Source organism: Streptomyces sp. NBC_01257 (assembly GCF_035917255.1).
GTDB lineage: Bacteria > Actinomycetota > Actinomycetes > Streptomycetales > Streptomycetaceae > Streptomyces.
Map to the genome: position 1 here is coordinate 6758964 of NZ_CP108472.1, position 13455 is coordinate 6772418.

At 71.0% G+C, this 13455-nt stretch carries 13 protein-coding genes; 4 read left to right on the forward strand and 9 right to left on the reverse strand.

From position 1 onward, the window contains the following. The first annotated feature begins 170 nt into the window (after window positions 1–170). Together OG408_RS29535 and OG408_RS29540 are read left to right on the forward strand one after the other, a co-directional pair. Entirely contained in the window at window positions 171–932 is a 762-nt protein-coding gene (locus OG408_RS29535; protein WP_326672868.1) for an ArsR/SmtB family transcription factor, read from the forward strand. Further along, a complete protein-coding gene (locus OG408_RS29540) occupies window positions 929–3487 on the forward strand; it encodes an FtsX-like permease family protein (RefSeq protein ID WP_326672870.1) in 2559 nt (852 codons plus the stop codon). Before OG408_RS29535 ends, OG408_RS29540 begins: the two co-directional genes overlap by 4 nt. Window positions 3488–3517: 30 nt before the next feature. Here the strand turns inward: OG408_RS29540 and OG408_RS29545 are convergent, their stop codons facing one another. The 8 genes from OG408_RS29545 to OG408_RS29575 form a co-directional block, all read right to left on the reverse strand. Further along, window positions 3518–3940 (reverse strand): rhodanese-like domain-containing protein, encoded by a 423-nt coding sequence (locus OG408_RS29545; protein ID WP_326672872.1) that lies wholly within the window; start codon window positions 3938–3940, stop codon window positions 3518–3520. Beyond that, on the reverse strand, window positions 3937–4470 hold the full coding sequence (locus OG408_RS29550; RefSeq protein WP_285571357.1) for a cysteine dioxygenase: 534 nt from the start codon (window positions 4468–4470) through the stop codon (window positions 3937–3939). Before OG408_RS29550 ends, OG408_RS29545 begins: the two co-directional genes overlap by 4 nt. A gap of 74 nt (window positions 4471–4544) precedes the next feature. Further along, a complete protein-coding gene (locus OG408_RS40205; RefSeq protein ID WP_311307652.1) occupies window positions 4545–4631 on the reverse strand; it encodes a putative leader peptide in 87 nt (28 codons plus the stop codon). Window positions 4632–4663: 32 nt separating this feature from the next. After that, window positions 4664–6277: an FAD-dependent monooxygenase gene (locus tag OG408_RS29555; protein ID WP_266783661.1), complete on the reverse strand. Its 1614-nt coding sequence runs from the start codon at window positions 6275–6277 to the stop codon at window positions 4664–4666. Between the two features lie 239 nt (window positions 6278–6516). Further along, window positions 6517–7428, reverse strand: a complete 912-nt coding sequence (locus OG408_RS29560) for an amino acid ABC transporter permease (protein WP_266783663.1) — start codon at window positions 7426–7428, stop codon at window positions 6517–6519. Then, a complete protein-coding gene (locus OG408_RS29565) occupies window positions 7425–8090 on the reverse strand; it encodes an amino acid ABC transporter permease (protein ID WP_266783665.1) in 666 nt (221 codons plus the stop codon). The genes OG408_RS29560 and OG408_RS29565 overlap by 4 nt, the downstream gene beginning before the upstream one ends. Window positions 8091–8164: 74 nt before the next feature. After that, window positions 8165–9007, reverse strand: coding sequence for a glutamate ABC transporter substrate-binding protein (locus OG408_RS29570; protein WP_266783667.1), 843 nt, complete (start codon window positions 9005–9007; stop codon window positions 8165–8167). 69 nt (window positions 9008–9076) lie between these two features. After that, a complete protein-coding gene (locus tag OG408_RS29575; protein WP_266783669.1) occupies window positions 9077–9862 on the reverse strand; it encodes an amino acid ABC transporter ATP-binding protein in 786 nt (261 codons plus the stop codon). A 332-nt stretch (window positions 9863–10194) separates the two neighbouring features. Here OG408_RS29575 and OG408_RS29580 point away from each other — a divergent pair, with 332 nt between their 5' ends. Together OG408_RS29580 and OG408_RS29585 are read left to right on the forward strand one after the other, a co-directional pair. Beyond that, window positions 10195–10887: a response regulator transcription factor gene (locus OG408_RS29580; RefSeq protein WP_266783671.1), complete on the forward strand. Its 693-nt coding sequence runs from the start codon at window positions 10195–10197 to the stop codon at window positions 10885–10887. A 16-nt stretch (window positions 10888–10903) separates the two neighbouring features. Further along, the gene (locus OG408_RS29585; protein ID WP_266783672.1) at window positions 10904–12298 is read left to right on the forward strand and encodes a sensor histidine kinase; all 1395 of its coding nucleotides are present in this window, start codon (window positions 10904–10906) and stop codon (window positions 12296–12298) included. Between the two features lie 25 nt (window positions 12299–12323). On the opposite strand, the gene OG408_RS29590 is transcribed toward OG408_RS29585, so the two are convergent. Then, window positions 12324–13322, reverse strand: a complete 999-nt coding sequence (locus tag OG408_RS29590) for a TAXI family TRAP transporter solute-binding subunit (RefSeq protein WP_266783674.1) — start codon at window positions 13320–13322, stop codon at window positions 12324–12326. Window positions 13323–13455 lie beyond the last annotated feature (133 nt).

Consider the following 13455-nt stretch of genomic DNA (forward strand, 5'->3'; position numbering starts at 1 on the left):
GAGGCGAATGTCCGTCGGGCCCGCGGTTCCCTCCACCGGAGCGAGGCCATACGGGTGTGTCGCGACGCATTCGGGGCTGGGGAGGCCTGTCGTACGGGGGACAGCCCCCGTACGAAGACGCCGGAATGCTCCAGTGCACAGACATCTGTGCACAGAGCAGTGTGTGACGCATGCCAGAACAGCCCGGCGGTACCGAGATCACGGAGCTGGCGGCCCTCAAGGCCCTCGCCCAGCCGCGACGCCAGCAGATCCTTCAGCACCTGACCCTGCACGGCCCGGCGACCTCCGCGATCCTGGCCCGCGCCCTGGGTCTGAACACCGGAGCCACCAGCTACCACCTGCGCGAACTCGCCCGGTACGGCTTCGTGGCCGACACCGCGCCGCCGCGCGAGCCGGGTGCGCGCCGGGCGCGGTGGTGGCGAGCCGTTCCCGGCGACCGCCGATTCCCGCCGCCGTCCCGCCGGACACCCGGGATGCGGCTGGTCATGGACGAGCTGAACCGGCATGCGTACGCCGCCGACCTCGCGCTCTTCGAGCGGCTCCAGCGCGAGAGCGGTGCGGCGGCGGAGGCACGGGGCACCGACGGACGTACCGCCACCGGACGTACCGCCACCGGACGTGCCTCTGACGGTCACACCGCTGACGGACGTGCTGACGAGTGGGCCGACGCGCACGCCTACTCGCGTGGCTCGCTGCGGCTCACGCTCGCCGAACTCCAGGAGTTCTTCGAGGAGTACATCGCCCTCATGAACCGCTACAAGCGCCCCGACGCCGAGACCCCGGCCGGCGCCCGTACGGTCCACACCCGCCTGCTCGCCTTCCCGGACGCCCCCGGCCCGGACGCCCCCGGCCCGGACGCCCCCGACCCTGACGGGTCCGCCCCCGACGACGCCTCCCAGGCCGACAACAGAAGAGAGACGGACGCATCATGATGCTGCGCTACGCCCTGCGAACGGTCCGCGACCGCAAGGGAGGATTCCTCGGAGCGCTGCTGGCCCTCATGTGCGCCGCCGCCCTCGTCACCGCCTGCGGCACCCTGCTGGAGACGGGCCTGCGCGGCCGGATCGCCACCGAGCGGTACGCCGCGACCCCGCTCGTCGTCTCCGCGGACCAGAACGTCCACCGGACCACCGTGAAGCACAGGGGCAACGGCAAGACGAAGGTCAAGCACAAGGCCAAACCGGTCGCCGAACGCGCCTGGCTGCCCGCCGGTACCGCCGACCGCCTCCGGAACCTGGAGGGCGTGCGCACGGTCGTGCCCGAACTGACCTTTCTCGCCGAGCCGTTGGGTCTGCCGTCCAGCGGTGAGGACGACGGGCCGCCCTCGTACGGCCACGCCTGGGACTCCGCGCCGCTCACCCCGTTCGCCCTCACCGCGGGCCGCGCCCCGGCCTCGGCCGACGACGTGGTGATCGACCGGGGACTCGCCGGACGGGCAGGTCTCACCGCCGGGGACCGCCTCACCGTGCAGTCCACCCGAGCACCGCGCACCTACCGCGTCAGCGGCATCGCAGCTCCCCGCGGACACGGTGAACTCCGGCAGCAGACCTCGCTGTTCTTCTCCACCGCGGAGGCGGAGCGCCTCGCCGCCCGCCCCGGACAGGTCTCCGCCCTGGGCGTGCTGCCGGTACCGGGTACGGACACCGGCCTGCTGAAGGAGCGGGTCGCGCACGCCCTCAAGGGCACCACGGCACAGGTCTCGACGGGCGACGGGCGCGGACCGGTCGAGTTCCTGGACGCCGCCGGAGCCCGGGTCAAGCTGGTCTCCATGGGAGGGGCCATGGGCGGCACCTCCCTGCTGGTCGCGGTCCTCGTGGTCGTCGGGACCTTCGCCCTCTCCATCCAGCAACGCCACCGGGAAATCGCCCTGTTGCGCACCATCGCGGCCACTTCGCGGCAGATCCGCCGGCTTCTCGGACGCGAGGCACTGCTGGTCGGCGCCGTGGCCGGAGTGCTGGGCGCCCTGGCCGGGCTGCCGCTCGCCCGATGGCTGCACGGTCGATTCATCGACATGGGTGTGATTCCGGCGACGCTGGAGCGGACGGCCGGAATCCTTCCCGCCTGTGCGGCCCTGGCCGTCACCCTCCTCGGCGCCTGGGCCGCCGCCCGGATCGCCGGCCGCCGCATCGCCCGTCTCCGTCCGGCCGAGGCGATGGCCGAGGCCGCGGTCGAGCGGCGCCGCCCCGCCCGGGGCCGGACCGTCGCGGGCCTGGCCCTGCTCATCGGCGGCGGGGTACTGATCGCGCTCCTCGGCATCCTGCACACCGAGGCCGCCTCCGCGCCTGTCACCTTCCTGGCCGTGGTGGTCTGTGCCACGGCGGTCTCACTGCTCGGCCCGCTCCTGGTCCGCGCTGCCGCCGTCCTGCTGGCCGGGGTGCTCCGGATGACCGGCCATGTCGGCGCCCTGGCGGCCGCGAACATTCGCGGGAACTCCACCCGGATGGCCTCCGTCGTCACCCCCCTCACCCTGCTCATCGGCATGACCTGCACGGTTCTCTTCGTGCAGCCGACCCTCGGTGACGCCGCGCTCGCCCAGGCCCGTGAGGGCACCCACGCCACCTGGGTGCTGGGCGCGTCGAGGGGCCCCGGCGTCCCCCCGGCCGCCGCCGCGGCCGTCCGTGCGACGCCCGGAGTCACCGCCGCCACGGAGGTGGTCCGCACCACCGTCCGGGTCGGGCTCACCAAGTACCCGGCCCAGGGAGTCACGGCGCCCGGACTCGACCGCACCTGGGACCCCGGTGTGACGCGGGGTTCGCTCGCCGCGTTCGCCGCGGGCACCCGTACCGCCGCCGTCAGCGAACTCGCCGCCGACCAGCTGGGGCTGCGCCCCGGCAGCGAGCTGAAGCTGCACCTGGGCGACGGCACCCCCGCCACCCTCACGGTCGCCGCCGTCTACCGCCGGGGCCTGGGCTTCGGCGACCTGACGCTGCCGCACGACCTGGTCGCCCGGCACATGGACAACCCCCTGGCCGCGACCGTACTGGTCGCCGGTGACGCGAGCCGTAACGAACTGGCCGCCGCGGTACGCCCGTTCCCGGGGCTCACGCTCGTGGCCCCCGAGACCGCCGACCGGCTCCAGGCGGACCGCCGGCAGGAGAACGCCGAGGTGAACCTCCTCGCGATGGGGCTGGTCCTGGCCTTCACCGCCATCGCCGTCGTCAACACGCTCGCCATGTCGGTCTCCGAGCGGATCAAGGAGTTCGCGCTGCTCCGGCTGGCCGGCGCGACCCGCCGCCAGGTGCTGCGGATGCTGCGCATCGAGACGCTGTCGGTGCTGCTCGTCGCGACGGTCCTGGGCACCGGGATCGCGCTCGCCGTACTGACCGCCTTCAGCATCGGCATGACGGGCGGTGCGGCGCCCGCCGTGGTGCCCCTGGTGTACGTGACCGTGGTGGGCGTCGCCGCCCTGCTCGCCCTGGTGGCGACGGCGCTGCCCGGCAGGCTGGCCCTGAAGGCCCGCCCGGTGGAGGCCGTCACGAGCAGATGAGCCGGAACCGAAGGGTTCCTGGGCTCCCGGTCACACCTCGACCGGGAGCCCTGCCGCACGCCAGGCCTGGAAACCGCCGGCCAGGTCCGTCGCCCGGTGCAGCCCGAGCCGGTGCAGCGATTCGGCGGCGAGGCTCGACGCGTACCCCTCGTTGCAGATCACCACCACCCGCAGGTCGTGGCTCACGGCCTGTGCCGCGCGATGGCTGCCCCGCGGGTCCATTCGCCACTCCAGCTCGTTGCGCTCGACGACGAGGGCGCCCGGGATCAGCCCGTCCCGCGCCCGCAGTTCCGCGTAACGGATGTCCACGAGCAGCGCGCCCTCCTCGGCCGCCGCCCTCGCCTCCTCCGGGCCGAGCCGCTCGTATCCGGCCCTGACCCGCTCCAGGAGTTCGTCGATCCCGACCCGGCCGTCGTCGCTGTCGCTGCCGCTGTCGTCCCGTATGTCGCTCACTGCCAGTCCTCCGGACGTTCGGTGTGTTCGAGGCGCAGCACCGCGTCGGTGCGGCTGTAGCGCCGGATCTGCGGCAGCGGGGGATAGTACGCGTGGACGGAGACGGCGTGCTCCGTGACGGACTCGTTCAGCACCTCGTGGACGTGGTGGCGGCCGAACGCCCTGCCCTGACCTGCCGTCAACTCCCTGGTCCGGTCGATGTCCTCGGCCAGTTCGAGAGTCTTCCAGCCGTCGGTGGGCAGCCGCGCCGCGAGCGAGTGCTCCTTCAGCGTGCCGGCGGCGGTGAGGAAGGCGCCGATCGAGTCGGCGTGGTCGTGCCAGCCGGTGCCGGTGCCGGGCGGCCAGCCGATCAGCCAGGCCTCACTGCCGCCCGGTCCGTCGAGGCGGATCCAGGTACGGCCCTCGGGATCGAGGGGGAGCGAGGCGATGAGCGCGCTGTCCGCGGCGGTGCGGCGGACGAAGTCGAGGAGTTCCGCGGCGTTCGGACCGGAGGACGTACGTACGGAGACAGGGGAGGGTGAGGCAGACACAGGGACCGTCCTGAGAGTTCGCGTGGATGCCCCGGCCGCACGTCACAGGACGCGGCGGAGCAGGAGAAGGCGAGTCAGCAGGACGGGCGACACACGCAGCCCGCATAGCGGAGCAGGTCCATATGGACCCTCCGCCACAGGCGCACATCGGTGTCGGTCATGTTCCGGAGTAGACCATGTGCGCCTGCGGGGGTCAATTGATGTCTGCGGTCCGGTCGGAGCGCACGGAGGTGAGAATCGCGCCGCCGCGCGCCGCGTCCGCCGCCGCGAGGAGCTCCGCCGGGTGTACCCCGCCGAACGACTCCACGAGATGGCCGTCCGGCCTCACCAGCAGCACGGTGTGCGCGGAGGCCCCCGGATAGCTCTCGGCGACCAGCAGCTCGGCCTTCACCGGCAGCCCGTCGACCGTCTCGACCAGCCGGGGCATCACTCCGGCCCGCATCCAGTGGCGCCGGTCCCAGACCCCGGTTCCGGGCGCCACGAGGACCACCAGCAGATGCCCCTGCCCCAGCCGGTCGCGAAGCCGTACGGGCGTTCCGTCCGGCGCGGTGACCCGCACATCGGCGACCGGCGCACCCGGGGGCGTACCCACGGCGGTGTGCGCCTCGGCACGAGCGGGCGCAAGGGGGGAATGGGAGTAGGACGGGGGCGCACCGAGCGGTCCGCACCCCAGATGCCCGTCGGTGAGCAGCGAATCGTGCCCCCGTGCGCTCCCCGGGACCAGGGTCCGCAGGCCTCCGCCGCCGCGCAGTATCGGCAGCGACTGGTCGGCGGCGCGCAGCCGCGAGGCCACCGCGGCCCGTCGTTCGGCCTGGTAGCTGTCGAGGAGTACGTCGGACGCGCCCTGATGCCAGGCCAGCGCCAGCTTCCACGCCAGGTTCTCGGCGTCCCGCAGTCCTTCGTCGAGCCCCTGGGTACCCAGCGCACCCAGCAGATGGGCGGCGTCCCCGGCCAGGAAGGCCCGCTTCACCCGCCACCGCCGGGCGAGCCGGTGATGGAGCGTGTAGACGCCGGTGTCCAGCAGCTCGTACGGGGGTGTCTCGCCGCACCAGCCCGCCAGGGTGTCCCGGACCCGGGTGACCAGGACGTCCGGTGTGACGAGCTCGCCGCGCGGCGGCAGCAGCCAGTCCAGCCGCCAGACCCCGTCCGGCAGCGGCCGCGCGGTGACCTCGGCGCCGCCGGTGCGCCAGGGCGGCAGCCTGTGCAGTACGGCTTCGCCGGGCCAGGGCAGCTCGGTTCGCAGTGCGGCGACGGCGTGCCGCTCCACCGCCGTACGCCCGGGGAAGCGGATGTCCAGGAGCTTGCGCACGGTGGACCGCGCCCCGTCGCAGCCGACCAGATAACTCCCGCGCCACCAGGTGGAACCGGGCTCCCGGGTGTGCACGGTCACCCCGTCCGGGTCCTGCTCCAGCGTGTCGATCCGGCTCAGCCGCGCCGTCTGCACGAGCTCGTGCGACGCCACCGCGTCCCGCAGCCCCCGCACCAGGGCGTGCTGCGGTACGTGAACGGGGGCGGCCGGCGGATCGCCGTCGGGCGAACCCTCGCCGAGCGGGAGTTCGCGCACCAGCTGCCTGCGCCGCATGGAACGCCAGCCGGACCAGCGCAGCCCCTCGTCCTGCAGCGTCTTGCAGCCGAGCCGTTCCACCAGGGCGGCGGTGTCCTCGCGCAGCACGACCGTGCGGGCCGGGCGCGTCTCGTCCCTGCCCGGGTCCTCGTCGAGGAGCACGGACGGCACCCCCTGCGCCGCGAGGGCGAGCGACAGCACCAGGCCGACCGGCCCGGCACCGACGACGATCACCGGGTCCACGGCGCGGCCTCCGCAACACCTGTGGTCGGACGCGGGAAGGCGCACGGGAGGAGCGATGAGTCCGGGCCGGCCCCTGGGGCGGAGGGCGGCGTCGAAGGAGATGCGGCGGCGGAGGCTCGGGGCGCGATCACAGAACGTATGCAACCTACTGCCGGTGCGTGCGTCAAGTGACACCGGAACGCGGCGAGGGGCGGTGGCGCATGCGCCACCGCCCCTCGCGGGTGTCTGTCGACGGGCCGTCAGACGGCGCGTCCGCCATCGATTTTGAGCGACGGCGCATCGATCGTCTCCAGGTCGCCCCCGGGACCGGTGCCCACGACGGCCCCTGTGCTCTTCTTCGCGCGCCGGAGCCGCTGCTCCAGCCAGCTCGCGAACGAGGTGAGGGCGTAGTTCAGCGCCAGGTAGATCACGGCGACGATCGTGAAGCACGCGATGGTGTTCGCGCCGTAGTTCGCGGCCATCGGCCGGACCGAGGCCAGCAGCTCCGGGAAGCTGAGCACCGCGCCCCCGAGGGCGGTGTCCTTCACGATCACCACGACCTGGCTGACGATCGCGGGCAGCATGGCGGTCACCGCCTGCGGCAGCAGCACGAAGACCATGGTCTGGCCCTTGCGCATGCCGATCGCCTTGGCCGCGTCCGTCTGCCCCGAGGGAAGCGTCAGGATGCCGGCCCGCACGATCTCGGCGAGCACCGAGGCGTTGTAGAGCACCAGGCCCGTGATCACGGCGTACAGCAGGCGGGTGTCCGGGGAGAGTTCGGTGTACTCGAAGTACGCCTGGTTCGCGATGAGCATCAGGATCAGGACCGGAATGGCCCGGAAGAACTCCACCACCACACCGGACGGTGCCCGCATCCACCGGTGGTCCGAGAGCCTGCCGATCCCGAACAGCGCGCCCAGCGGAAGCGCGATGATCAGCGCGAAGAACGCCGCCTTGAGGGTGTTCTGGAGCCCGGGCCAGATGTACGTCTCCCACGGCTGGGAGCTGGTGAAGAAGGGCTTCCACTTGATCCAGTCGAGCTGGTGCTTCGAGGCGAGACCGTCGTACACCCACCACACCACGGCTGCCGCGCCCAGCACGAACAGGACGGTGTAGAGGACGTTCCGGCGCTTGGCGCGCGGCCCCTGGGCGTCGTAGAGGACCGAGGTCATCGCTTCACCGCCACCTTCTTGCTCACCCAGCCGAGGATGAGGCCGGTCGGGAGGGTCAGAACGATGAACCCGAACGCGAAGACGGCCGAGATCAGAAGCAGCTGCGCTTCGTTCTCGATCATCTTCTTCATCAGGTAGGAGGCCTCCGCCACCCCGATCGCGGAAGCGACGGTGGTGTTCTTCGTCAGCGCGATCAGCACGTTCGAGAGCGGGTTGACGACCGAGCGGAAGGCCTGCGGGAGAACGATCAGCCGCAGTACCTGGGTGAAGCTCAGCCCGAGGGCGCGTGCCGCCTCGGCCTGACCGACCGGCACCGTGTTGATGCCGGACCGCACCGCCTCGCACACGAACGCGGCGGTGTAGGCGCTCAACGACAGGACGGCGAGCCGGAAGTTGATGCCCGTGATGTCCGTTGCGCCGAGACGGACGGCCAGCGTCGAGTACAGACCCAGCGAGGAGAACATAATGATCACGGTCAGGGGGATGTTCCTGACCACGTTGACGTAGCCGGTCGCGAAACCGCGCATCAGGGGGACCGGGCTGACCTTCATGCCGGCCAGCAGCGTTCCCCATATGAGGGAGCCGAGGGCGGAGTAGACGGTGAGTTGCACCGTCACCCAGAAGGCCCCCAGCAGGTCGTAACCTTCAAGAAAGTCGAACACGATCTCCCGCGCTTCCGCGTGTAGGAGGGCACGGCGCGCCGCCCTCAGTGGCGGCGCGCCCGGTCAGCCCTGCTTCACTTGACGACGTTGCCGATCTTCGGGGCGGGCTCGTTCTTGTAGTTCGCCGGGCCGAAGTTGGCCTTCACGGCCTTGTCCCACGAACCGTCCGAGACCATCTTGGTCAGAGCGTCGTTGATCTTCTTCTTGAGGTCGGCGTCGCCCTTCTTCAGGCCGATGCCGTAGTTCTCGTTGGTCATCTTGAAGCCGGCCAGCTTGAACTTGCCCTTGTTGGCGTCCTGCGAGGCGTAGCCGGCCAGGATGCTGTCGTCCGTGGTCAGCGCGTCGACGACCTTGTTCTCCAGGCCGGTCAGGCACTCCGAGTAGCCGCCGTACTCCTGCAGCTCCGCCTTCGGGGCGAGCTTGTCGTGGACGTTCTGCGCCGAGGTCGAGCCGGTGACCGAGCAGAGGTTCTTGTTGTTCAGGTCCTCGGGCGCCTTGATGGAGGTGTCGTCCGCGCGGACCAGGATGTCCTGGTGGGCGAGGAGGTACGGACCGGCGAAGTCGACCTTCTTCAGCCGCTCGTCGTTGATCGAGTACGAGGCGGCGATGAACTTGACGTCACCGCGCTCGATCGACGTCTCACGGTCGGCGCTCTTGGTCTCCTTGAACTCGATGTCCTTGGCGTCGTAGCCGAGCTCCTTGGCCACGTACGTGGCGACATCGACGTCGAAGCCGGTGAACTTGCCGTCCGGGGTCTTCAGGCCGATACCCGGCTGGTCGATCTTGATGCCGATCGTGATCTTCTTGCCGCCGCCCGAACCGGACGCGTCGTCCTTGTCGTCGGAACCACAGGCGGTGGCGGTCAGGGCGAGGGCGAGCACGGCGGCCGAGGCGGCGGTGACCTTACGAAGCTGCATGGTGAAATTCCCTAGAGTTGACGCGATGTGAGTGATCGGCCGGTCCGGGGACCGGCGCTGAAAGCTCCATCAGTGGTGAAGGATCTTCGACAGGAAGTCCTTGGCCCGGTCACTGCGCGGGTTGCTGAAGAACTGGTCGGGCACGGCCTCTTCGACGATCTTCCCGTCCGCCATGAAGACGACCCGGTTCGCCGCGGAACGGGCGAAGCCCATCTCGTGGGTGACGACGACCATGGTCATGCCGTCGCGGGCGAGCTGCTGCATGACCTCCAGCACCTCGTTGATCATCTCCGGGTCGAGCGCGGAGGTCGGCTCGTCGAAGAGCATGACCTTCGGGTCCATCGCCAACGCCCGTGCGATCGCCACACGTTGCTGCTGACCGCCGGAAAGCTGGGAGGGGTACTTGTCGGCCTGGGTCGCGACGCCCACCCGGTCGAGCAGTGAACGCGCCTTGTCCTCGGCAGCCTTCTTGTCCGTTTTGCGGACCTTGAGCTGGCCGAGCGTCACGTTCTCCAGCACCGTCTTGTGCGCGAAGAGATTGAACGACTGGAAGACCATGCCGACATCGGCGCGCAGCCTCGCCAGCTCCTTGCCCTCCTCGGGAAGAGGCTTTCCGTCGATCGAGATCGCGCCCGAGTCGATCGTCTCCAAGCGGTTGATCGTGCGGCACAGCGTGGACTTCCCGGACCCGGAGGGCCCGATGACGACCACGACCTCGCCACGGGCGATCGTCAGGTCGATGTCCTGGAGCACATGCAGCGCGCCGAAGTGCTTGTTGACGTTGCTCAGCACAACCAGGTCGCCGGCCGCGGGTGCAGCGTCCTCGACGCCCTTGGTCACTGAAACTCCGCTCATCGGCTTCTTGCTCCGTCCTCCTCGGTTGGCAAGGACCTTAGTGACGCAGTGCGACCAGCGTCATTACATCTGAGCGGAAATTGAGCATAACGATCCGGCTGCAACCGGACACTCCGTGTGAACAGGACGCACTCCCGGACCCCCGGGGCGTACCGGGTGCATAACGGAAACCTCGATGCAACGGAAGGGGCCTTGACTGGCCCACCCGTCATCGGAGTGGATGCCCTAATACACCCTGACGTGAAACGCCCCGGTACGGGGAAGTAACCGGGGGTGTGCGCGACCGTACCGATCACCGCACCGACCGCTCAACACCTTCGGAGAGGGGGGCCATGAGACTGCTGCTCGTCGAGGACGACAACCACGTCGCCGCCGCCCTGTCCGCGATCCTCGCGCGGCACGGCTTCCAGGTGGTGCACGCCCGCAGCGGCGAGGAGGCCCTCCAGGCGCTCCTGCCGACCGAGACCGAACCCTTCGGCGTCGTGCTCCTCGACCTCGGTCTGCCCGACCAGGACGGCTACGAGGTGTGCGGGAAGATCCGCAAGCGCAGCTCCGTACCCGTGATCATGGTGACCGCGCGGGCCGACGTCCGCTCGCGGATCCACGGACTCAACCTCGGCGCCGACGACTACGTGACCAAGCCGTACGACACCGGCGAGCTCCTCGCCCGTATCCACGCCGTCAGCCGGCGCAAGCCGGTCAACGAGGACACCGCGCCCACGCCCGTCGCCGCGCTGCGTCTGGGGCATGTGCACATCGAGCTCCCGACCCGCCGGGTCAGCGTCGACGGAAGCGAAGTGCAGCTCACCCGGAAGGAGTTCGACCTCCTCGCGCTGCTCGCCCAGCGGCCCGGTGTGGTCTTCCGCCGGGAGCAGATCATCAGCGAGGTGTGGCGGACGAGCTGGGAGGGGACGGGACGCACGCTGGAGGTGCATGTCGCATCCCTGCGCTCCAAGCTGCGGCTGCCCGCCCTGATCGAGACCGTGCGCGGGGTCGGCTACCGACTCGTCGCCCCGTCCGCGTAGAAGGCGCACGCTCCCGTTGCGTACCCGGCTGCTTCCGCTGCTCATCGTCCTCATGGCGAGCGTCCTGCTCGCGCTCGGCTTCCCGCTGGCCGTCAGCGGGGCCGCCGCCGAGCAGCAGCGCGTGGTGATCGACCGCATCGACGACACGGCACGCTTCGCCGCACTCGCCCAGTTCATCACCGAACGCACCAGCGGCTACGACGAACGGCGCCGCACGCTCCAGACCGAGCTGGAGACGTACGACTCCGTGTACGGCATCCGGGCCGGCGTCTTCTACCGCGACGACACCGCCATGGCGAAGGCCCCGTCGAGCTGGCGGCTGCCGGTCGAGGGCGAGGGCCGGGAGGCGTTCAAGGAGGCGCTCCTCGGCCGCCGCAGCCACGATCCGCCGCAGGTCTGGCCCTGGCAGGACGGCCGCGTCGTCGTCGCCTCGCCCGTCGTGCGGGACGGCGACGTGATCGCCGTCGTCGTCATCGACTCTCCGACCGCCCAGATGCGCTCGGAAACGCTCCGCGGCTGGCTGCTGATCGCCGCGGGGGAGGTGGTCGCGATGCTGGTGGCCCTCGGCGCCGCGAACCGGCTCACGGGCTGGGTGCTGCTTCCCGTAAGGACGCTGGACGCCGCGGCCCACGACATCGCCAGCGGCCGGATGCGGTCCCGGGTGGCGGCCTCCGGCGGTCCTCCGGAACTGCGGCGGCTGGCCCGCTCGTTCAACGAGATGGCCGACAACGTGGAGGACGTGCTGGAGCAGCAGCGCGCCTTCGTCGCGGACGCCTCGCACCAGTTGCGCAACCCACTGGCCGCGCTGCTGCTGCGGATCGAGCTGCTCGCCCTCGAACTCCCCGAGGGCAACGAGGAGATCGCCTCGGTGCGCACGGAGGGCAAGCGCCTGGGGCAGGTGCTCGACGACCTGCTCGACCTGGCCCTCGCCGAGCACGCCGACGTCGATCTGCAGCTCACGGACATCGGCGCCCTCACCTCCGAACGGGTCGCGTCCTGGCGGCCGGTGGCCGAGGAGAAGGGCGTACGGCTCCGGGCGGACGGCATTCCCGCGGTCACCGCGTGGGCGGATCCCATCGCCCTGTCCAGCGCGCTCGACGCGATCATCGACAACGCGCTCAAGTTCACGCCCGCCGACGAGCAGGTCCGGGTCACGGTCGCCTCCGGCAGCGAGCGCGTCACGGTCGTCGTCGCGGACCACGGGCCCGGTCTCAGCGAGCAGGAGATGGAACGCGTCGGCGACCGGTTCTGGCGCAGCTCCCAGCATCAGAACGTACGGGGGTCGGGTCTGGGCCTCTCCATCTCCAAGGCGCTCCTCGCCGCGGGCGACGGTGCGCTGTCCTGCGCGCGCAACGAGCCGCACGGGCTGTGCGTGACCGTCTCGGTTCCGCGCGACGACCCGCGGAGCTGAGAGGTGAGACGCCGCGAGGCGCTTCTCAGGGCTTGACCGAGCGGTAGTAGCGCTTGGCCCCTTCGTGCAGCGGCAGCGGATCCGTGTAGATCGCCGTCCGCAGGTCCACCAGCTGCGCGGCGTGCACCTCGCGCCCGATCCGGTCCCTGCTGTCGATCACCGTGCGGGTGAACGCCTCCGTCATGGCCGGGTCGGTGCGGTCCGTCGTCACCAGCACGTTGGCGACGGCCACGGTGGGCACCGCCTGCCCCTGCTGCGCGTTCAGGTAGGCGTCGGCCGGCATCACGGCAGAGCGGTAGAAGCGGGTGGACCCGCCGGCCGCCTGGAGCTGCTTGATGAGCGGATCCTCCAGCGGGACCAGCCGGATCGAGAACCGGTCCGAGAGATCCGCCACCGCGGTGGTCGGCAGCCCGCCGGACCAGAAGAACGCGTCGAGCCGGCCGTCCTCCAGCAGCTTCGGCATCGTGTCGATCCCGGCCGGCACCGCCGTCACATCGCCGACGGGGTCCAGCCCCGCGGCCCTCATCAGCCGGTCCGCGACCAGCCGCACCCCCGACCCCGGCTGTCCGACCGCGACCGTCTTGCCCCGCAGATCCGCCACTTCGTTGATGTCCGAGCCCCGCTTCACGACGAGCTGGATGTAGTCGTCGTACAGCCGGACGCAGCCCCGCAGCCGGTCGGCGCCCGGCTTGCCGTCCCGGAGGTAGGTGGCGAGGGCGTCGGTGGTGGCGATGGTGAAGTCGGCCTTGCCGGTCGCGACCCGGGCGATGTTCTGCTGCGAGCCCTCGCTGGTCTGCAGCTCTATCGACACCTCGGGCAGGTCCTTGGCGAGCGCGCCCCTGAGCCGCTCCCCGTAGCGCTCGTAGACGCCGCTGCGCACCCCGGTGCTGAACCGCAGCGTCCCGTTCGGCGCCGGTTCCCCGAGGGGGAGCAGCCACCACAGCAGCAGTCCGAGCACGACGACGAGGGCGGCGCCCGCCCGCAGCGAGCGACGCCGGCCGATTCGGGACAGAGCCGGGAGCATGGCGGCGATCCTGCCAGGTGGTTCCCGCCCCTGGCCAGGGGCGCCCGCCGATCTCACGTCCGCCCGGCGGCCGGGAACACCGTCCGGACACCGCCCGCGGCGGGAGGTGTCCGGGCAGCACCTACCCTTGTGG

What these genes read in the sequence shown, in the direction of transcription:
- OG408_RS29575 (WP_266783669.1), bottom strand. Translation starts at nt 9,862, where the DNA reads ATGAGCGGAGTTTCAGTGACCAAGGGCGTCGAGGACGCTGCACCCGCG.
- OG408_RS29560 (WP_266783663.1), bottom strand. Translation starts at nt 7,428, where the DNA reads ATGACCTCGGTCCTCTACGACGCCCAGGGGCCGCGCGCCAAGCGCCGG.
- OG408_RS29540 (WP_326672870.1), top strand. Translation starts at nt 929, where the DNA reads ATGATGCTGCGCTACGCCCTGCGAACGGTCCGCGACCGCAAGGGAGGA.
- OG408_RS29580 (WP_266783671.1), top strand. Translation starts at nt 10,195, where the DNA reads ATGAGACTGCTGCTCGTCGAGGACGACAACCACGTCGCCGCCGCCCTG.
- OG408_RS29590 (WP_266783674.1), bottom strand. Translation starts at nt 13,322, where the DNA reads ATGCTCCCGGCTCTGTCCCGAATCGGCCGGCGTCGCTCGCTGCGGGCG.
- OG408_RS29570 (WP_266783667.1), bottom strand. Translation starts at nt 9,007, where the DNA reads ATGCAGCTTCGTAAGGTCACCGCCGCCTCGGCCGCCGTGCTCGCCCTC.
- OG408_RS40205 (WP_311307652.1), bottom strand. Translation starts at nt 4,631, where the DNA reads ATGACCGACACCGATGTGCGCCTGTGGCGGAGGGTCCATATGGACCTG.
- OG408_RS29535 (WP_326672868.1), top strand. Translation starts at nt 171, where the DNA reads ATGCCAGAACAGCCCGGCGGTACCGAGATCACGGAGCTGGCGGCCCTC.